Raw genomic sequence first — 17,981 nt, forward strand, 5'->3', positions numbered from 1 at the left:
GTGATCACCTGCTCATGACCACGCTAAGCCACGCTTCGAACAGGCGGCAACCTTTGCCTGGGCCAAGGGCGCCCCGGCCGGATGCAGCGTCGCGACGAAGTCCCGGACGATCCCGCCCTCCGGGATCCGGGGTGGTGAGGGCAGACCGTCTACCGGGTGAGGATTCCCTGGATCTCGTCGTCGACGACCATCGTGTCCTGAGGGTCGTAGTTGCTCAACTTCACCGCGATCCAGTCCGACGACGGGTACCACTCCAGCAGGGTGGAGACGCCCGCGCTGCCGCCGTTGTGGCCCACGGCCCACTTGCCGTTGCGCAGCGTCGCCATCGGGCCGTAGGCCTCGTAGAGCGCCTTCGCGGGCAGGCCGGGCTTGGCCGGCAGCGTGGCCACCGGGAACTTCGCGCCGACGACCAGGTCGATGTACGCCGGTTCGAGGAGGCTGCCGCCGAGCAGCGCTTTGGCGAAGCGGACCATGTCCGGCGCGGTGGCGAATGCGTCGCCGTCGGGCCGGCCGATGAAGAGTCGCTCCTGGTCCACGATGTCGACGCGGGGGCCGGGGACGGGCCGGGAGTAGGGATGCGCGATGCGCGGGTCGGACTGCCACTGGGGTTTGGTGAAGAAGTCTGAGTTACTCATTCCGGCCGGGCCGAAGATGTGCTGCCGGATGTAGTCGTAGTACGACTGTCCCGAGACCTGCTGCACGATCCCGCCGAGGACGGTGTAGGCGGAGTTGCTGTACTGGTGGCCGGTACCGGGAGGAAAGATCAGCGGAGCCTTGCGGATGTAGTCCAGCGTCCCGTTCAGGACCTGCTCGGCGCTGTTCCAGCCGGCCGCTGCCTTGAAGTAGTCATCAGTGAAGTAGTCGCCCATGCCTGAGGTGTGAGTCAGCAGTTGGTGGACGGTGATGTAATCAGCTGCCGCGGACGGGAATCCACCCAGGTAGGCGCCCAGCTTCCCGTCGTACTTCACCGTGCCCTGCTGCACGAGCTGTGCAATCGCGACAGCCGTGAACAGCTTGGTGACCGAGGCGAGACAGTAGACGGTGTCAGTGGTGTTCGGGATGGATTTCGCCTTGTCGGCCATGCCGTAGTTGCGCGCCAGCACTGTCCGTTCGCCGTGCACCACCAGCACCGTGCCAGAGAACTGGTCCTTCTCCGCGAGCTGCCTCAGGTATTGGTCGAGCTCTCCTTTGAGGGGCCGCGCCGGGTCGGCGGCGACGGGGGTCTCGGACAGCGTCCACGCGCCGCCGGCAGCCAGCGGAGCCGCGCCGAGGATCCCGAGAAGTGAACGCCGGCCGAGCGGTCCCCGGGCCGGGGTCGCCGTTGAGTCGTGTCGTGTCATGGGAACACCCTGCGACCTCGGCGGCGCTACCCGCGTCTGTCGCCGGGCAGAGGCGGCAGGCACCTGATATCTGTCTTGCGACAGACGCGTCGGCGCGATCGGTGAATCTAGACTCACGTGGTGATGACCTTGCCGCAGCTGTCGTGGGTACGTCAGCCCGCCTTCCAGGACGCGGCGTTGGCCTGCGGCCTGCTCGCGGTGTGTCTCGCGGTGAACAACCCCGTCGCCGTGCTGCGGGCCGTCGGCGCCGATCCGGTCATCAGCGGCCTCGGCGGTGCCGCCATCGCGTGGGGCTGGTGGACGGCGACGGGGTTCGCCCTGGTCGGCGTCGCGCTGCGTCGTCGGTGGCCGCCGGCCATGCTCGGCGTGTGCACGGCGGCCGCCGTCGTGCACGTGGCGGTGCTGTCCGTGGTGCCCACCGTGGTGGATCTGTCGGCGGTGGTGCTCCTGGCCACCGTCGCGTCCCGCCTCCCGCGGCCGGTGTCGCTGGCGGCGCTGGCCGGGATGCTTGTGGTGGTCGCCGGCTGGTGCCTGGACGGCGCGCGGGTGGGCCGTCCGGTCAACGGGCTGCCCACGTTCAGCGTCGAGGTGGTCCACCACCTCGGCCCGCCCCGGGGGACCGATGACGACACCGTCGTCAATCAGGCTGAGAGCTCGAACGTCTGGAGCGGGCTGGCCCTGCTCGGCTCGGTCCTGGTCGCCGCGTGGGCGATCGGGTCGGGTGCTCGAAGCCGGCGGGAGTATCTGCACCAGTTGCACGTGCGCGCCGTGGATCTGGAGCGGGAGCGGGACCAGCGGGCGGCGCTGGCGGTGGCCGCCGAACGGGGCAGGATCAGCCGCGAGATGCACGACGTGGTGGCGCACGGCCTGTCGCTGATCGTGATCCAGGCCCAGGGCGCCGACGCCGCGCTGGACAACCGGCCCGCCGACTCGCGGGCCGCGCTGCGCGCCATCGTGAAGACCGGCCGCGACTCGCTCGCGGACATGCGCCGGGTGCTCGCGGCGCTCGGCGAGGTGGAGGACGCCTGGCATCCGCAGCCGGGCCTCGAACAGCTGCCCGGGCTGCTCGACCAGGTGCGTCAGGCGGGCACCACGGTGCGGCTGCGCGTGGAGGGCACGCCGGCGGCGCTGCCCTCGGCCGTGGACCTGTCGGCGTACCGCATCGTGCAGGAGGCGCTGACCAACGTCATGAAGCACGTCGGGGCCGGGGCGAGCGCCGACGTCGTGGTCTGTTATTCGGACACCGAGGTGGGTGTGGAGATCGGCGACGACGGTCCGGCGGTGAACGGACATCGCGGCGACGGCGGCAACGGCCTGCGCGGCATGACCCGGCGGGTGCAGCTGCTCGGCGGCGAGTTCGGCGCCGGACCCCGGCCCGGCGGCGGGTTCCTGGTGCGGGCACGGCTCCCCATCCAGGAGCGGCGCTCGTGATCCGGGTGCTCATCGCCGACGATCAGGCCCTGGTGCGCACCGGTTTCCGGATGATCCTGGAGAACGCACCCGACATGGAGGTGGTCGGTGAGGCGGCGGACGGCGCCCAGGCCGCGGCGCTGGCGCGGGAGCTGCGGCCGGACATCGTGCTGATGGACGTGCGGATGCCGGGGACCGACGGCGTCGAGGCGGCCCGCCGGATCTGCGACGGAGCGGAAGGGGGAACCAGGGTCCTGATGCTGACCACCTTCGACCTCGACGAGTACGTCTACGCCTCGCTGCAGGCCGGGGCCAGCGGGTTCCTGCTCAAGGACACCCTCGCCGCCGACCTGCTCTCAGCCGTCCGCGTCGTGGTCCGCGGCGACGCCGTGGTCGCCCCGAGCGTGACCCGCCGGCTGGTGGAGCGGTTCGTGGGCACCCGTGCGGACGCCGACGCGGGAACCGCCGGCGCGCCGCTCGCACCGGCACACGCGGCCGCCATGTTGACCGACCGTGAGCGCGAAGTGCTGACACTGGTCGCGCGCGGCCTGTCGAACGCCGAGATCGCAGCCGCGCTCTATGTCGGGGAGGGCACGGTCAAGACGCATGTCAGCCGTGTGCTGGCGAAGCTGGAGCTGCGCGACCGGGTGCAGGCCGTGGTGTACGCCTACGAGTCCGGCGTGGTTCGAGTCAGCGGCGGGCGCGCGCCGAAGTAGCCGTCCGCGGTCGCTGTGCGGACTTGGACGGATTCCTCGATCTTCACCTCTCCTTCTCCCAGCATGGTCTGGCAGGAAAGCCTGATCCCAAGGGATGGAGACGAAGATGTCGATGAGGAAAACAGCCGCTGTGGCCGCGGTGCTCGCCGCCAGCGGTGGTCTGCTCGTGGCCGCGCCGGCCGCCGGGCACGCCGCTGTGCGCCCCGCCGCCACCAACGCGTGCGGCGGCGACGTGGACTTTCACACCTCGAACGGACTCGACCTGTGTCTGAAGGGCGGTTACGCGCGCACCGTGTACTTGAACACCTGCGGCATCACCTCGGTCAACACCGGTTCCAACTGGGTGGACTGGACCTGGGGCATAAACCTGTCGCTGGGCCACCAGCAGCCGGGGACGGCGCCGTGGACGACCTGGACCCCCGGGATGTCGGTCTGCATCGGCAAGGTCGACATCGACACGTGACAGCGGCGGCGCGGCGCTGAGTTCTGGGCCCAGCGGCCCGGTCCGGAGAGGCCGAAGGACCCTGACGCGACGGGCCGAGCGCTGGCGACGGTGGATCCATGCCAACGATCGCGATCCCTGCGGGCGTCGACCTCCGCGACGTGCTGAACCTCCGGGGGCCCATCCAGTCCGTCTACTTCCGGCAGCCATCGGGCGGTGAGAGCACCGCCGAACGACGGCACGCCGTGGTGACGTGTCTGGCCGAGCAGGGTGGCGGGGCCGAGGGCCTGCGGGCCGTCGACGAGGTGCTGTGCGACGTCCCGCCGGGACGCGGTGCCGTCGCCCTGTTCGTCGGCGACGGCGGCGAGCACCGGCTGATCGTCATGCCGAACGCCGGCGTGTCCGATCAGGCGGGCTCATCCGCTCTGCCGAATCTGCTGCCGCTGCTGGCCTGGCAGCAGGGCCGTGCGCCGCGCGAGGGCGATCGCGATGCCGAGGCCGGCATCCGGAACGCTCTCGACGAACTCGCCGCGCACAGCGGCCCGGACGGTCTCGCAGTGCAGGGTGCCCCGGCGGTGCTGCACGCTCTGGCCCGCGGCCGCGTCCGCACGCTGCTGGTCACAGACTTCGGAGACGACGAGCGCGTCGTGTGGTTCGGCGAGCGTCCCAGCGAGCTGGCGGGCCATCGCGGCGAACTGGGACAGGCCGGGGCCCATGCGCGGCACGGCCGCCTGGTCGACGCCGCGGTGCGTGCCGCGGTCCTCACCGGCGCCGACATCCGCGTGCTACGGCCCGGAACGGCGGGCGCACCGGCGCAGGGGCTCGGCGCCCTGTGCCGCTCCCGCTGAATCAGGCCTCGAAAGCGCGCATGGTGGAGCCGTGGGCGGCGTCGACCCGACGCCCTTACCGCCGCCCCGCCTCGTCAGCGGCCCCGATCCGGGCCAGCTCCCGCAGCCACGCGTCCGCCGTCCCGTCGGACGGCGCGCGCCAGTCGCCGCGCGGCGACAGCGACCCGCCCGCCGACACCTTCGGGCCGTTCGGCATCGCCGAGCGCTTGAACTGCGCGAAGGCGAAGAAGCGGCGGCAGAAGACCTCCAGCCAGCGGCGGATCTCGGCCAGGTCGTAGGCCGTCCGCTTGGCCTGCGGGAAGCCCGGCGGCCAGGCGCCGGCGTCCGGGTCGTGCCAGGCGTGCCAGGCCAGGAAGGCGATCTTCGAGGGGCGGAAGCCGTGGCGCAGGACGTGAAAGAGGGTGAAGTCGTGCAGGGCGTAGGGGCCGATCTTGGACTCGGTGGACTGCAGCTCCTCGCCGGGGACCAGCTCGGGGCTGATCTCGGTGTCGAGGATCGCGGTGAGGACCTCCCCCGTGGGCTCGTCGAACTGCCCGCTGCTCACCACCCAGCGGATCAGATGCTGGATCAGCGTCTTGGGGACGCCGGAGTTCACGTTGTAGTGGCTCATCTGGTCGCCGACGCCGTAGGTGCACCAGCCCAGAGCCAGCTCTGACAGGTCGCCGGTGCCCAGCACGATGCCGCCGCGCTGGTTGGCGAGCCGGAACAGGTAGTCGGTGCGGAGCCCGGCCTGCACGTTCTCGAACGTGACGTCGTACACCGGTTCACCGGCCGCGAACGGGTGCCCCATCTCCTGGAGCATCAGCCGCGCGGTCGGGGTGATGTCGAGCTCGGCCGCGGTGACGCCGAGGGCGCGCATCAGCTCGTGGGCGTTGTCCTTGGTGTGGTCGCTGGTGGCGAACCCGGGCAGGGTGAAGGCCAGGATGTCGGTGCGGGGGCGCCCCGCGCGGTCCATCGCCCGGGCGGCGACGATCAGCGCATGGGTGGAGTCCAGACCGCCGGAGACCCCGATGACCACCTTTGGGTCGCCGATGGAGGCCAGCCGCTGCTGGAGCGCCGAGACCTGGATGTTGTAGGCCTCGTAGCAGTCCAGGGCGAGGCGGTCGGCGTCGGCCGGCACGAACGGGAAGCGCTCGACCCTCCGCCGCAGCCCCAGGTCGGCGGCCGGCGGGGAGAGCAGGAAGGCGACCTCGCGAAAGCGTCCGGTCGCGGCGGCGTGCGCGCGCCGGTTGTCGTCGAACGTGCCCATCCGGGCCCGCTCCTGGCGCAGCAGGTCGAGGTCGACGTCGGCCACGGCGTAGGCGTCGCCGAGCGGGAACCGCTCGGTCTCGGCGAGCAGCACGCCGTTCTCGTAGATCATGGTCTGGCCGTCCCACGACAAGTCGGTGCTGGACTCCCCCAGACCGGCGGCCGCGTAGATGTAGGCGGCCAGGCAGCGCGCGGACGCCGAGCGGCACAGCAGCCGCCGGTCCTCGGCGCGGCCCACGGTGATCGGGCTGCCCGAGAGGTTGACCAGCACGGTCGCGCCCGCCAGCGCCGCCTCGGCGCTCGGCGGCACCGGCACCCACATGTCCTCGCAGATCTCGGCGTGCAGCACCAGGCCGGGCACGTCCTCGGCCGCGAAGAGCAGGTCCACCCCGAACGGCACGCTCTGGCCGGCGACGGTGATCGTCCCGCCGCGCTCGTCCTCGCCCGAGGCGATCTGCCGGCGCTCGTAGAACTCGCGGTAGTTCGGCGGATAGGACTTCGGGACCACGCCCAGGATCCGGCCCCGGTGCACGACCACGGCGCAGTTGTAGATCCGGTGCCGGTATCGCAGCGGGGCGCCGAGCACCATGACCGGCAGGAGTTCGGCCGAGGCGGCCACGAGGTCCCGCAGCGCGGTGTCGACCTCGTCGAGCAGCACGTCCTGCAGCAGCAGGTCCTCGATCGAGTAGCCGGACAGGCAGAGCTCGGGGAACACGACGACCGCCGCGCCCTCCTCGGCGCACCGGCGGGCCTGCCGCAGCACGGACTCGGCGTTGGCGCGCGGATCGGCGATGACGTTGTGGCCCACGCACGCGGCGACGCGCGCGAAACCGTGCTGGTAGATCGACCAGAAGTTCAACGGGCTTCCCAGGGTGCGGCGGACGGATCAAGAGAAGATTACGCGCACCGGCGGGACACGGGGCGAGGCGGAAAGCGGTGCCGGGTCACCTGTCGGCCTGCTTCCCGAGGAAGAAGCCGTCGCGCCGCCGGCGGCACTGACGCAGCCGATCGAACACGAGACCGAGCCTGCGCAGGCTTGCGGTCGCGGCCACAATGATCGGCATGCAGTCAGCCGTCGAACGCGAGTATCGGACCCTCAGCCCGCTGAACGTCAGAATCCAGACCCACCGGCTCTACAGCGAGTTCGCCCACGACGTCGAAGCCGATGTCATCGCTGCCGCCGCCGTCTCCCCCGCGGACGCGTTGCTCGACGTCGGCCCCGGCACCGGCAGCTTCCTCGGCCGTCTCGCCGGGCGCGACGCGCCGCTGACCGCGCTGGACCACTCCGCCGAGGCCGCGAGCGCCTGCGCCGCCGTCCCCGGGGTCAGAGCTGTGCGGGGTGACGCTCAGCGCCTGCCGTTCGCCGACGGCTCGTTCGACGTCGTCACCGCGCGTCACATGCTCTACCACCTCGACGACCCGGGGAGCGCCGTCGCCGAGGCCCGCCGCGTGCTGCGTCCCGGCGGCCGTTTCGCCGCCGCCGTCAACCGTGAGTCGCCCTACCCCGCCATGACCGCCCTGCTGCGCGAGGTGCTCGTGCGCAACGGCGTCGCCCCGGCGCCCTCGCCGGGCGACCGCGTCCACGGCGGCAACCTCCCGTCGATGGTGGCGCTGAGTTTCGACTCCGACAGCATCAGGATCCTGCGACGTGACAACACCCTCGTCTTCCCCTCCCCCGAGCCCGTCAGCGCCTACCTGGCCTCCACCCTCACGCTGCAAGGCGTGCCCGACGACGGCGCGCTGCGCGCGGCGATCGTGGCCGACCTCGAGGCTTCGGCGCGCGCCGCCTTCCGCACCCTGCCCGGCGGTGTCTGGCGCGAGCCGAAGGGCTACGTCATCGTGACCGCTTCGCTTTAGTGCGGCCCTGTGCCTGCCCGTCCAGCGGCACCGCCGCCTCCGCCGTGTACGGCAGGAACGTGAACGACTGCGTGAAGTACAGCCGCACCTTGTCCGCGGTGTGCGACTCGTATCCGATCGACAGGTCCTGCCCCAGCTGCAACTGGTAGTCGCCGCCGCGCCCGGACAGCAGCACGCCCCCGGTGATGGCCGGGGCCCAGATCACGTCGCCGTCGATCAGGCGGGCGACGTGGGCCGCGACCGGGTAGCCGTGGTCGACGGCGTCGGAGAGCGCCTGGTAGGCGTCGGCGCCGAGCAGGAGGTGGTAGGGGCCTTCGACCCCGGCGAGGCGGAGCTGGGTGGACATGCGGGCGACCAGGGCCGGGAAGTCGGCCGGGTCTGCGGGCTGGCTCATGGTGGCGTTGCTGGAGAACGGGCGGAGGCCGACGATGCCGGCGGCGGCGTAGCCGTCGGCGATGGCGCGGTCCTCGGTGAAGGCGGCGATCTTGGCCGCGTCCTTGACCGGCTGCCAGTCGCTGTCCTGGGCGCCGCGTTCGGCGTCGTCGACGGCCCGGCGGTCGAGTTCGAAAGGGATGCGGATCTCGACCAGGGGGCGGGCGCCGCGCAGGCGGGCCTCGACGCCGGTGCCGGGCGGGTCGACCGGGGCGGTATGGCCGTCGCCGACCGCGCCGAGGCCGGTGCCCGCGGGGCCGCTGACGTCCACCACGCGCCGGAACGCCAGGTAGCGCAGCACGGTGCGGCGCGCCTCCTCCTCGATCTGCTCCCAGGCGGTGTCGCTGACCGGGGCGAGGTCGCGGTGCAGGTTGTCCATGGTGGGTCAGCTCCGTTTCAGGCTTCCGATGCCCAGGGATCCGTCGGTGGGGCGGGCGGTCGCGGCCGGCGGCGGGGAGGGCGCGGGCGGGGCCGCGCCGGGGGCCGGGGGCGGATCGTCCAGGAAGGAGGTCGGCGGCACGAAGAACAGACCTCCGGTGACGGCCGTGCTGAAGTCGAGGATCCGGTCCCGGTTGCCGTCCTCGTCGCCCAGGAACATGTTCCGCAGCATCTGCTCGGTGACCGCCGGGGTGGCGCAGTAGCCGATGAAGTAGGTCCCGAACTCGCCGTCCTTGAAGGAGCCGAACGGCATGTTGGCGCGGAAGATGTCCTGCTCCTCGCCGTCCGGCCCGACGACGGTGTTCCGGTCGACGTGCGAGGTCTTCGGCAGCTGCGCGTCCGGCAGCTGCACGTTGCCGGCCTTGGTGCGGCCGATCACCAGTTCCTGCTCGTGGTCGGTCAGCGCGTTCCACGCCGTCATGTCGTGCAGGTACTTCTGCACGATGACGTAGCTGCCGCCGACGAACCCCGGGTCGCGCTCGGCGTCCACCAGCGCGGTGTCCACCGCCTCGACGCCTTCGGGGTTCTCGGTGCCGTCGACGAAGCCCAGCAGGTCGCGGACGTCCTTGTAGCGCCAGCCGTGCACCTCGTCCACGATCTTCACGGCGCCGCCCAGGCGGGTCAGGACGAGGTCGGCGAAGTCGTAGCAGGCGTCGTGCGTCTCGGCCCGCAGGTGCAGCAGGATGTCGCCGGGGGTGGAGGGCGCGCGGTGCTGCGGGCCGTCGAGCGCCACGAAGGGGTGCAGCTCGGCCGGCCGGGGGCCGCCGAACAGGCGGTCCCACACCGCCGAGCCGAACCCGGTGACGCAGGCGAGCCGCGCGTCCGGCCGCCCGAATCCGACGGCGCGCACCAGGGCGGTCAGCTCCGGCACCAGCTCGCGCACCGCGGCCTCGCCGCCGTCCTCGACGGTCAGGACCAGGAACATCGCCGCCTGGGTCAGGGGCCTGATGACCGGCTGCGCGGCATCGGACGGGGCAAGCTTGGGCATCAGGCGGGTCACCTTCCGGCTCGGCGGTCCCCACCATCCTTACCGAACCCGGCGCGCGAGCAGCGCCGTGCCTGGTCCGGATGGGTGAACGGAGGCCGGAGCGGCCGGAAGGACGCGGAGGCCCACACCGCGCGGGACCCCACAACGATCGCCGCGTGATCTTGTCGACATGCGCGATGACCGTTCTCAAGCGGCGCGGGCCAGGATGGAATCCATGACTTCGTTCTCTGCGACGCTCGACGACTTGTTGTCCACGCTGGTCTCCGGTGCCCTCCAGCGGCGGCTCCCGACCCGCGACCAGGCCCTGGCGCTGCTGGCCACCTCCGACGACGACGTGCTCGACGTGGTCGCGGCGGCGAGCAGGGTCCGCCGGGCGTTCTTCGGCCGGCGGGTGAAGCTGAACTACCTCGTCAACATGAAGTCCGGGCTGTGCCCGGAGGACTGCTTCTACTGCTCGCAGCGCCTGGGCAGCGAGGCCGGGATCCTGAAGTACTCGTGGATCGCGACCGAGGAGGCCGCCGGCCTGGCCGCCAAGGCGGTCGAGGCCGGGGCCAAGCGGGTGTGCCTGGTCGCCTCCGGACGCGGGCCCTCCGACCGCGACGTGGCGCGCGTCGCGGACACCGTCGCGGCGATCAAGGACGGCACGCCGGACGTCGAGGTCTGCGTGTGCCTGGGCCTGCTCAAGGACGGTCAGGCCGCCCGCCTCGCCGCCGCGGGCGCCGACGCCTACAGCCACAATCTCAACACCGCCGAGGAGAAGTACGCCGACATCTGCACCACCCACACCTTCGCCGACCGGGTCGACACCCTCCGCGGCGCCTCCGCCGCCGGCCTGTCGCCGTGCTCCGGTGCCATCTTCGGGATGGGCGAGAGCGACGAGGACGTGGTGTCCGTGGCCTTCGCGCTGCGCGAGCTGGACCCGGACTCGGTTCCCGTCAACTTCCTGATCCCGTTCGAAGGCACCCCCCTGGGCGACCGCTGGGACCTCACCCCGGCCCGCTGCCTGCGGATCCTGGCCCTGTTCCGGTTCGTGTTCCCGGACGTCGAGGTCCGTCTGGCGGGAGGCCGCGAGATCCATCTCCGCGCCCTGCAACCGCTCGCCCTGCACCTGGCCAACGCCGTCTTCCTCGGCGACTACCTCACCAGCGAGGGTGCCCCCGGCAGCGCCGACCTGGCGATGATCGCCGACGCCGGCTTCACCGTCGAGGGCCGTGACGAGACCACCCTGCCCACGGTGCGCGCCGAGCAGGTGGCGGTGCGGCGCCGGGGCGCGGGGACGGGGCTGCCGGCGAACACCTGAGCGCTCGAATTGCGCGATCGGCACCGCCGCCTACCGTGGACATATGACCACAAAGCTGGGCGTCACGCTCTTGATCGTCGGCGGCTACGTCATCGCGCTCGGCATCGGCGGGATCAACGCCGCCTCGGGCGGCACGAAGTGGCTGTTCGCGCTCCTGCTGGTGATCGGGGTCGTCGTGATGGGCTGGGCGATGATCCTGCCCTGGGACGGCGGCGAGCACGCCGAGGCGGGCGCGCCCTGAACGCCCGTGAACGGTAAGCAAAGGCCCACCTGGAACCACCAGGTGGGCCTTACCGTTTGCCTGATCGCTCACATATGCGGCCGCACGACGACCGACACCGGCATCGAGCGGATCGGATCGGTGCGCACCCCGCTGCCCGGATGCGGCGAGTCGACGACGAGACCGTTGCCGATGTAGATGCCGACGTGGTGGCGGCTCGGGTAGAAGACCACGAGGTCACCGGGCTGGGCTTTGTTGAGGGGGACGGGAGTGCCCGCCGCGGCCTGCTGGCGGACGGTGCGCGGGATCTTGACGCCGGCGGCGGCCCAGACGTGCTGGGTGAAGCCGGAGCAGTCGAAGCCCGCGCGGGTGGTGCCGCCCCAGCGGTAGGGGACGCCCATCAGGGACAGTGCCTCGCGAACCGCCGTGGCCGCCTTGGCGTTGGCGGGTGGAGGCAGGTGCGTGAGGAGGGCGGTGTGTGTGACCGCCGGTTTTCGATGGAGGGTGCCGCCCTTCTTCGGCGGGGCTTTCTTCGCCGGGGAGCTCTTCGCCGGCGAGCTCTTCGTCGGTGGCTTCTTCGGCGCGGCCTTCCTCGCCGCTGCTGGGTTCCCGAGCCTCTTGCGCACCTGAGTGCTCAAAGGTTGGACCCTCTGAGCGGAGGCCGTTTCGGCTACACCACCCGGTGGTGGAGCCTGGGGAATCCCCACGGCCGCCAGGCCGAGCTCGGGCCGCGAAGGCGCCCCGGCGAAGTGGTCGGCGGCGGTCGCCAGCAGCGCTCCGGCTGCCAGCAGTGCGGATGCGCACCGTGCGGAGGCACGGTGCTCACGTATATGACATTCCATCCCGTTCACTTCCCTCGGTTCGGCGCAGGACAGGTTCCTGCGATGATCCGCAGATCGTTCTACCGCTCTGAAAGGCGGCGCACGCCTGCTCCCACCCGATCGGCGCAGCGGTGGTCGGATCCACCTGGGACGGAAGCAGCGATCGGGGTGAGCAGTGTTCTCACTGACAGGAGGTTGTCAGAGGAGGGAAGTGTTCGGACACGCGTTCGGCGGGAAGCGCCCCCCGACCGACCGCTCGCCCAGCCCCCCGCGGCAGGACGAACGGTCGGTCCTCATCGGGTGCCGTGCCCGGCCGGGTCGAAGCCGGCCGGGCACGGCACGTCATCGGTGTTGTCGGTGGATGCCTGGCACGGCATCCGCGGCCGCGGCCGAAGCGCGGCGCCGGAAGCCCAGGCCGTAGCCGGCGTGGGCGGCACTGGTCTGACTGTTCGCCGGATAGTCGGTGTTCACCATGCGACCTATGGGAGCACGGGACCGGCGGGCCCCCTCCCCGTGACGAAGCCGTACGCTGCATGGTGGGCTGTACCGCTGTCCCCGCGGACGAGCGGGCCGCCCGCAGACCGCCGACCACGAGGGAAAAGGGCCGCTCCATGCAGATCCGGGACTTCATCCCGCAAGTCCTGCCGCAGAACCTGCCGAGCCTGGCCGGCGGGGTGCCGCCGGCGCCGCCGGGAACCATCTTCGTCAAGGCCGGGCCCAGCGGCTTCGCCGTGCCGCCGCGCAAGTTCACGCTGCACTTCGGCCGGGCCGAGGCCGACGTGCACGTGGTGATCGGCGGCGACGACGAGTTCGTCAGCCGCCTGGCCGGCATCTTCACCTGCGACGGCGAGGAGTGGTGGCTGCGCAACGAGGGGCGCCGCCCGATCCTGATGCCGGGCGCGGAGCCGGTGCTGCGGCACCACGAGGTCTCGGTGAACCCCGGCTTCACCCCGATGACCATCGAGACCCCGAACCGCCGCACCCACCTGCTGGAGGTGCACCTGGTCGGCAGCCAGCGGCACGCCTCCGGAGGCGTGGCCCAGTCCCGGACCCTGACCTCCGACGTCACCGATCTGGCGCCGGTGGAGCGGCTCATGATGATCGCGCTGGCCCAGCGCTACCTGCGACGTGAGCCGTACCCGGCGCCGGTGACCTGGAAGCAGGCCGCCGACGACCTGAACGCGGCCGCGCCGAACCCGCTGCACCCGTGGACCGCCAAGGCGGTGGAGCGCCGCATCTCCGAACTGCGCGCCCGCCTGTCGACCGGCCCCGGCGCGATCCGCGGGATCGTCAAGGAGCCGGACATGGTCGAGCCGCTCGGCAACACCCTGAACGACAACCTCATCAGGGCCCTGCTGCGCAACGCGACGCTGGTCCCGGAGGACCTGTACGCGCTCGGCGAGGACGTGTGACGGGCTCTGACAGTGGTCTGACGGACCTCTGACGCCTCTGACGCCTCTGACCCCTCTGACGGCCACCGGCCGCCCGCCCGACGGCGCCGCGTCACGCCTCGCGCGGACCCCACGCCACCGGCAGCCGGCGCAGCGCCCTGACCCGCGTGCCCTCCGTCCACTCCAGCTCCTCGGCCGGGACGGTCAACCGCAGGTCCGGGCACGCGTCGAAGAGCACCGAGAACCCGATCCGCAGCTCCATCCGGGCCAGCGGCGCCCCGGCGCAGAAGTGCGGGCCCTGACCGAACGACAGGTGCCGCCGGTCCGGGCGGTGCAGGTCGAACCGCTCGGGCTCGGGGAACCGCTCCGGGTCGAAGTTCGCCGCCGCGAGCTGCCCGATGACCGCGGATCCGGCGGCGAGCCCGGCGCCGGAGGGGAGCACGACGTCCTCCACGACGCCGCGCGTCATGCCGCCGGTGGAGGTGGAGTCGTACCGCAGGATCTCCTCGACCGCGGCCGGCCACAGCGCCGGGTCGGCGCGCAGCTCGGCCAGCGCCTCCGGATGCCGCAGCAGGGTGAGCGTGCCGCGGGCGAGGACCGCGGCGGTGGTCTCGTGGCCGCCCACGATCAGGGCCAGGACCAGGCTGACCAGTTCGTCCTCGGACAGCCGGCCGCCGTCCTCGGCGCGGGCCCGGATCAGATCGCCGACCAGGCCGGTCCCGGGATCGGCGACGCGCGCCGCGACCATGGCGGTGACGTGCGCCCGGAACTCGTCGACCAGCCGCAGCCGCTCGGCCGCTGGCATCCCGGTGCTGGTGACGACCGCGCTGGTCCACGTCCGGAACCTCGGCAGCTCCGTGCGCGCCACGCCCATCAGCTCGCAGATGACGCGCACCGGCAGCTCCAGGCAGAAGGCCGGAACGAGATCGCCGGCGTCGCCGCCGGCGCGCAGGGCGGCAACCACCTCCTCGGCGGTCCGCCGCACCATCGGCTCCCAGGCGGCCACCCGGCGCGGCGCGAACGGCGCGCCGACCAGGGCCCGCAGCCGTGTGTGCTCCGGGGGATCCATCGTGGTCAGCGAAGTGCCGGCGTTGTGGTTCTCGCCGGAGAAGAACTCCGCTCCGGCGGCGACGGCCGCACGCCGCGACAACGCGCGGTGCACGAACTCGACGTCGTCGTAGCGGGTCGCCACGTGCACCTCGGTGCCGCTGGGCGCGCGCAGCCGGGCCACCGGGCCGGCCGCGCGCAGGGCGCTCCACGCGGGCGACGGCGCGCCGTGCGGGCCGCCGTCCAGCGGGAAATCGGGCAGGGCGGGGGTATCAGAGGTCGTCACCGACCCAGGATGGCAAATCAGCGTGCTGGTACGCATCCCGGATCCGGGAGGGCCCGCGCCGCCCCCGGCACCCGCCCGGTCCCGGCCGATCCCGCCCCGTCCCGCCCCGTCCCACCCCGCCGGTCTCACCGGCTCACACGTGCGCCGAGTGCCCCTGCTCCTTCAGCACGTCCACGATCTGCTTCACCTCGTGCGCCCGCTCGCGCGGGCACACCAGCAGCGCGTCCTCGGTGTCCACGACCACCACGTCGCGCAGGCCCACCACAGCCACCACGCGTCCGGTCGTCGACACCACCACCGAGTCCTGGACCGAGCGCAGCGTCGCCACCGCGGCGTCGGTGAGCACGACGTTGCCCGCGGCGTCGCCGTCCAGCGACTCGCCGAGGGAGTGGAAGTCGCCGATGTCGCTCCACGGGAAGTCGGCCGGGACGGTCGTCACCAGACCGGCCGCCGCGGCCCCCTCCATGACACCGTAGTCCACTGAGATCTTCTCCAGGTGCGGCCACGTGGCGCCGAACACCGTCTCCTGGTCCGGACCGTCCCAGGCCTCGGCGATGGCGGCGATGCCGGCGCGCAGCTCGGGGCGCTGGCGCTCGAGCTCGGCCAGGAAGGCGCGGGCCTGGAAGACGAACATGCCGGCGTTCCACAGGTACTCGCCGGAGGCCACGTACGCGGCGGCCGTCTCAGCGTCCGGCTTCTCACGGAACTCGACTATTCGGTGCACACCGGGCGAAACCTCATCAGCCAGGTGCAGATAGCCGAAACCGGTCTCCGGGCGCGTGGGGCGGATGCCGACGGTCACCAGGACGCCGGTCTCGGCCGCGCGGGCGGCGATGCCGATGAGCTCCTCGAAGCGCTCCTGGCGGCCGATCAGGTGGTCGGCGGAGTAGACCGCCATGACCGCCTCCGGGTCGCGCTCGGCCACGACCGCGGCGGCCAGGGCGACGGCGGCCAGGGAGTCGCGGGGCTCGGGCTCGACCAGGATGTTGCGCTCGGGCACATGCGGCAGCTGGCGGGCGACGGCGGCGGCGTGCGCGACCCCGGTGACCACGTAGACCCGGTCGGGGTCCGACATGTCGGCCACCCGGGCCGCCGTGGCCTGCAGCAGCGACTGGTCGGTGCCGCCGAGGCGGTGCAGGAACTTCGGACTCGCAGCCCGCGACAGGGGCCACAGCCGGGTTCCGCTCCCGCCGGCCAGGATGATCGAGTACACGTGGTGCCGCCTTCCGAGGTGGTGAATCGTCGGATCATAGTGCACGCGGGCGGACCGGTAGATTGCCCCTGGATGAAGGGAGTGATCAGTGACCGAGCCGACACGCGACGACGCGGACGCCGACCAGCGGTCCCCGCGGACAGTCGCCGATCCGTCACCCGAGCCCTTCCCCGATATCCCGGCCGGACCCCTTCTGGTCCGCCGCCGCTGGTATCGCAGGATCCTACGTTCTGCCGGGCGGTGGGCCGCAATCGCCTTCGTGCTGCTGACGATGCTCTCGGTCCCGTACAACGCGTACACCTCCGGACGTGCGGATCCGCCGCCCGGCCTGAGCTACGCGACCGCGGACGGCATCCGCACCCGCTACGAGCAGTGGGGCACGACCGGCTCGCCGGTGGTTCTGGTGCACGGCGCGTTCGAGGACTCCGACACCTGGCAGCCGCTGGCCGCGCTGCTGGCCCGCGACCACCGCGTCTACGCCCTGGACCTCACCGGCTCCGGCTACAGCGCCCGCGTCGCCCCCTACACCACCCAGCATCTCGCCGCGCAGCTCACCGGCCTGGTGACGACCCTGGGCATCGACCACCCGGTGCTGGTCGCGCACTCCAGCGGCGCGGCGGTGGCCGCCGAGGCGGTGCTGGAGTCCCCCCACGCCTACAGCGGCCTGATGTTCCTGGACGGAGACGCCCTGCCGATCCCCCACGCTCCCGTGACCTGGGTGCTGGGCCCGCTGCGCACCTCGGTGCTGCGCCTGGCCCTGCGCTCGGACTGGGTGATCCGCACGATCTACGACGCACAGTGCGGCCCCGCGTGCCCGCGCCTGGACGCCGCCGGAGTGGACCGCTTCCGGCGCCCCTATCAGGTGGCCGGAGCCGAGCAGGGGCTGTGGACGATGGTCGACTCGGTCGGCGGCCCCGGCCTGCCGGAGTCGCGGGTGGCGCAGCTGACCGGAGTGTGCCTGCCGAAGGCCGTGGTGTTCGGGAAGCACGACGACGTGTTCCCGGCGAACGCCGGGTCCACGGTGGCGGCGCGGATCGGAGCTCCGGCGCCGACGGTGATCGACGGCGCGCACCATTTGTCGTTCATTTCGCACCCGGCAGTGGTCGCCGCAGCGGTGGAGGAGTTGGTGGCGCGCGCCGGCGCCGGCGGTTGCTGAGGACGCCGGCGTCCGGTCGCGCGAGACGATCGCGCGGCCGGTCGTCAGGTGTCGGCCGGTCGTCAGGTGTCGGCCGGTCGTCAGGTGGTCGTGGTCGGACGCCGACCGGCCGTCAGTCCCGGATCACGGCCTCCGGCGCCACGCCCGTGGGGCGCGTCCCCGCCGGCAGCGGCGAGCCGTGCGCCTGGTCGACGACGACATGGCCGGGCGTGCCGATGCGCGCGGCGATCTGTGCGCTGATATTCCCCGGAAGCGCGGCGGTGCCGCCCAGGACGTCCACGGCCAGCAGCGTGTCGGCCCGAGCGGACAGGAAGTCCGCGGCCGGTCCGTACAGGCCGGCCGGGTCGGTCAGCAGCAGCGGTCCCCCGCGGTGGCCGACCATGGCGCCGCCGGACAGGGCGTCGGGCCAGGAGGATCGTGGCCGGCACGGCGAGAGCTGTGTCAGCCTGCGAAGACGTACCGGCCTTCGGCATCACGTTCGAGTTCGGCGCCGCCGGTCACGGCATCGACGTTGAGCGGTCCGTAAATGTGCGGGAACGGCTTGTCGGCACCGGGCACCGGGTCGTACTTCAGCGAAGCGGTGAGGCGTTCGGGATCGATGACGAGGACGACGAGCGCGTCGTCGGCGACATCCGCGTAGAACGCGTTGGCCACACCGGCGACCTGCTCGGCGGTGGAGGCGTGGATGAAGCCTTCCTCCTCCACGGTGCGGCCGCGGGTGGAGACACGGTACTCCCCCACGGCCACGGCGTCGGCCCAGTCGGCCCGGAAGGCGATGTGGTAGATGGTCATGGGACCAGTCTGCCGGTCGCCTTCCGGGCCGAGCGG

The 17,981-nt window shown here is 72.2% G+C and carries 19 protein-coding genes; 9 read left to right on the forward strand and 10 right to left on the reverse strand.

What is annotated here, in order from left to right; translation table 11 throughout:
* Window positions 1–149: 149 nt before the first annotated feature.
* The gene (locus ABD466_RS13250) at window positions 150–1,340 is read right to left on the reverse strand and encodes a serine hydrolase domain-containing protein (RefSeq protein ID WP_344657297.1); all 1,191 of its coding nucleotides are present in this window, start codon (window positions 1,338–1,340) and stop codon (window positions 150–152) included.
* Between the two features lie 123 nt (window positions 1,341–1,463).
* Between ABD466_RS13250 and ABD466_RS13255 the strand changes: the two genes are divergently transcribed.
* The 4 genes from ABD466_RS13255 to ABD466_RS13270 all read left to right on the forward strand — a co-directional run bounded on the left by ABD466_RS13255 (window position 1,464) and on the right by ABD466_RS13270 (window position 4,756).
* A complete protein-coding gene (locus ABD466_RS13255; RefSeq protein ID WP_344657330.1) occupies window positions 1,464–2,771 on the forward strand; it encodes a sensor histidine kinase in 1,308 nt (435 codons plus the stop codon).
* Complete coding sequence (locus ABD466_RS13260; protein ID WP_344657298.1) at window positions 2,768–3,466, forward strand: response regulator; 699 nt, start codon at window positions 2,768–2,770, stop codon at window positions 3,464–3,466. Before ABD466_RS13255 ends, ABD466_RS13260 begins: the two co-directional genes overlap by 4 nt.
* Window positions 3,467–3,578: 112 nt before the next feature.
* A complete protein-coding gene (locus tag ABD466_RS13265) occupies window positions 3,579–3,929 on the forward strand; it encodes a hypothetical protein (protein ID WP_344657299.1) in 351 nt (116 codons plus the stop codon).
* A 98-nt stretch (window positions 3,930–4,027) separates the two neighbouring features.
* Window positions 4,028–4,756: a hypothetical protein gene (locus ABD466_RS13270; protein ID WP_344657300.1), complete on the forward strand. Its 729-nt coding sequence runs from the start codon at window positions 4,028–4,030 to the stop codon at window positions 4,754–4,756.
* 55 nt (window positions 4,757–4,811) lie between these two features.
* On the opposite strand, the gene ABD466_RS13275 is transcribed toward ABD466_RS13270, so the two are convergent.
* Complete coding sequence (locus ABD466_RS13275) at window positions 4,812–6,863, reverse strand: NAD(+) synthase (protein ID WP_344657301.1); 2,052 nt, start codon at window positions 6,861–6,863, stop codon at window positions 4,812–4,814.
* Window positions 6,864–7,066: 203 nt separating this feature from the next.
* Here ABD466_RS13275 and ABD466_RS13280 point away from each other — a divergent pair, with 203 nt between their 5' ends.
* Window positions 7,067–7,861, forward strand: a complete 795-nt coding sequence (locus ABD466_RS13280) for a class I SAM-dependent methyltransferase (RefSeq protein ID WP_344657302.1) — start codon at window positions 7,067–7,069, stop codon at window positions 7,859–7,861.
* Here the strand turns inward: ABD466_RS13280 and ABD466_RS13285 are convergent.
* On the reverse strand, window positions 7,839–8,672 hold the full coding sequence (locus tag ABD466_RS13285) for a family 1 encapsulin nanocompartment shell protein (RefSeq protein ID WP_344657303.1): 834 nt from the start codon (window positions 8,670–8,672) through the stop codon (window positions 7,839–7,841). The two genes, ABD466_RS13280 and ABD466_RS13285, sit on opposite strands and share 23 nt — an antisense overlap.
* A 6-nt stretch (window positions 8,673–8,678) precedes the next feature.
* Complete coding sequence (locus ABD466_RS13290) at window positions 8,679–9,719, reverse strand: Dyp-type peroxidase (protein WP_344657304.1); 1,041 nt, start codon at window positions 9,717–9,719, stop codon at window positions 8,679–8,681.
* A gap of 205 nt (window positions 9,720–9,924) precedes the next feature.
* Here ABD466_RS13290 and bioB point away from each other — a divergent pair, with 205 nt between their 5' ends.
* Window positions 9,925–11,019 (forward strand): biotin synthase BioB, encoded by a 1,095-nt coding sequence (bioB, locus tag ABD466_RS13295; protein WP_344657305.1) that lies wholly within the window; start codon window positions 9,925–9,927, stop codon window positions 11,017–11,019.
* 43 nt (window positions 11,020–11,062) lie between these two features.
* Complete coding sequence (locus ABD466_RS13300; protein ID WP_344657306.1) at window positions 11,063–11,260, forward strand: hypothetical protein; 198 nt, start codon at window positions 11,063–11,065, stop codon at window positions 11,258–11,260.
* A 68-nt stretch (window positions 11,261–11,328) separates the two neighbouring features.
* Here the strand turns inward: ABD466_RS13300 and ABD466_RS13305 are convergent, their stop codons facing one another.
* Both ABD466_RS13305 and ABD466_RS13310 read right to left on the reverse strand, forming a co-directional pair.
* Window positions 11,329–11,877, reverse strand: a complete 549-nt coding sequence (locus ABD466_RS13305) for a C40 family peptidase (RefSeq protein WP_344657307.1) — start codon at window positions 11,875–11,877, stop codon at window positions 11,329–11,331.
* A gap of 525 nt (window positions 11,878–12,402) precedes the next feature.
* On the reverse strand, window positions 12,403–12,534 hold the full coding sequence (locus ABD466_RS13310) for a hypothetical protein (protein ID WP_344657308.1): 132 nt from the start codon (window positions 12,532–12,534) through the stop codon (window positions 12,403–12,405).
* A gap of 137 nt (window positions 12,535–12,671) precedes the next feature.
* On the opposite strand from ABD466_RS13310, the gene ABD466_RS13315 reads away from it, so the two are divergent.
* Complete coding sequence (locus tag ABD466_RS13315; protein ID WP_344657309.1) at window positions 12,672–13,472, forward strand: FHA domain-containing protein; 801 nt, start codon at window positions 12,672–12,674, stop codon at window positions 13,470–13,472.
* A gap of 91 nt (window positions 13,473–13,563) precedes the next feature.
* Here ABD466_RS13315 and ABD466_RS13320 read toward each other — a convergent pair whose 3' ends face one another.
* Window positions 13,564–14,784 carry a cytochrome P450 gene (locus tag ABD466_RS13320; RefSeq protein WP_344657310.1) on the reverse strand — a complete coding sequence of 407 codons (1,221 nt, stop codon included), beginning with the start codon at window positions 14,782–14,784 and terminating at the stop codon, window positions 13,564–13,566.
* Between the two features lie 133 nt (window positions 14,785–14,917).
* Complete coding sequence (locus ABD466_RS13325; protein WP_344657311.1) at window positions 14,918–15,997, reverse strand: mannose-1-phosphate guanylyltransferase; 1,080 nt, start codon at window positions 15,995–15,997, stop codon at window positions 14,918–14,920.
* An 88-nt stretch (window positions 15,998–16,085) separates the two neighbouring features.
* Between ABD466_RS13325 and ABD466_RS13330 the strand changes: the two genes are divergently transcribed.
* The gene (locus tag ABD466_RS13330; RefSeq protein WP_344657312.1) at window positions 16,086–17,153 is read left to right on the forward strand and encodes an alpha/beta fold hydrolase; all 1,068 of its coding nucleotides are present in this window, start codon (window positions 16,086–16,088) and stop codon (window positions 17,151–17,153) included.
* A gap of 112 nt (window positions 17,154–17,265) precedes the next feature.
* Here ABD466_RS13330 and ABD466_RS13335 read toward each other — a convergent pair whose 3' ends face one another.
* Window positions 17,266–17,598: a cell wall-binding repeat-containing protein gene (locus ABD466_RS13335; protein WP_344657331.1), complete on the reverse strand. Its 333-nt coding sequence runs from the start codon at window positions 17,596–17,598 to the stop codon at window positions 17,266–17,268.
* Window positions 17,595–17,945 (reverse strand): DUF952 domain-containing protein, encoded by a 351-nt coding sequence (locus ABD466_RS13340; protein ID WP_344657313.1) that lies wholly within the window; start codon window positions 17,943–17,945, stop codon window positions 17,595–17,597. The genes ABD466_RS13335 and ABD466_RS13340 overlap by 4 nt, the downstream gene beginning before the upstream one ends.
* Window positions 17,946–17,981 lie beyond the last annotated feature (36 nt).

The sequence above is a fragment of the Catenulispora subtropica genome (assembly GCF_039531675.1).
GTDB classification, from domain to species: domain Bacteria; phylum Actinomycetota; class Actinomycetes; order Streptomycetales; family Catenulisporaceae; genus Catenulispora; species Catenulispora subtropica.

Excerpts from the sequence above, each read along its gene's own strand:
- ABD466_RS13250 (WP_344657297.1), bottom strand. The coding sequence starts at position 1,340 with ATGACACGACACGACTCAACGGCGACCCCGGCCCGGGGACCGCTCGGC.
- ABD466_RS13255 (WP_344657330.1), top strand. The coding sequence starts at position 1,464 with ATGACCTTGCCGCAGCTGTCGTGGGTACGTCAGCCCGCCTTCCAGGAC.
- ABD466_RS13265 (WP_344657299.1), top strand. The coding sequence starts at position 3,579 with ATGAGGAAAACAGCCGCTGTGGCCGCGGTGCTCGCCGCCAGCGGTGGT.
- ABD466_RS13270 (WP_344657300.1), top strand. The coding sequence starts at position 4,028 with ATGCCAACGATCGCGATCCCTGCGGGCGTCGACCTCCGCGACGTGCTG.
- ABD466_RS13280 (WP_344657302.1), top strand. The coding sequence starts at position 7,067 with ATGCAGTCAGCCGTCGAACGCGAGTATCGGACCCTCAGCCCGCTGAAC.
- ABD466_RS13285 (WP_344657303.1), bottom strand. The coding sequence starts at position 8,672 with ATGGACAACCTGCACCGCGACCTCGCCCCGGTCAGCGACACCGCCTGG.
- ABD466_RS13290 (WP_344657304.1), bottom strand. The coding sequence starts at position 9,719 with ATGCCCAAGCTTGCCCCGTCCGATGCCGCGCAGCCGGTCATCAGGCCC.
- bioB (WP_344657305.1), top strand. The coding sequence starts at position 9,925 with ATGGAATCCATGACTTCGTTCTCTGCGACGCTCGACGACTTGTTGTCC.
- ABD466_RS13300 (WP_344657306.1), top strand. The coding sequence starts at position 11,063 with ATGACCACAAAGCTGGGCGTCACGCTCTTGATCGTCGGCGGCTACGTC.
- ABD466_RS13310 (WP_344657308.1), bottom strand. The coding sequence starts at position 12,534 with ATGGTGAACACCGACTATCCGGCGAACAGTCAGACCAGTGCCGCCCAC.
- ABD466_RS13315 (WP_344657309.1), top strand. The coding sequence starts at position 12,672 with ATGCAGATCCGGGACTTCATCCCGCAAGTCCTGCCGCAGAACCTGCCG.
- ABD466_RS13340 (WP_344657313.1), bottom strand. The coding sequence starts at position 17,945 with ATGACCATCTACCACATCGCCTTCCGGGCCGACTGGGCCGACGCCGTG.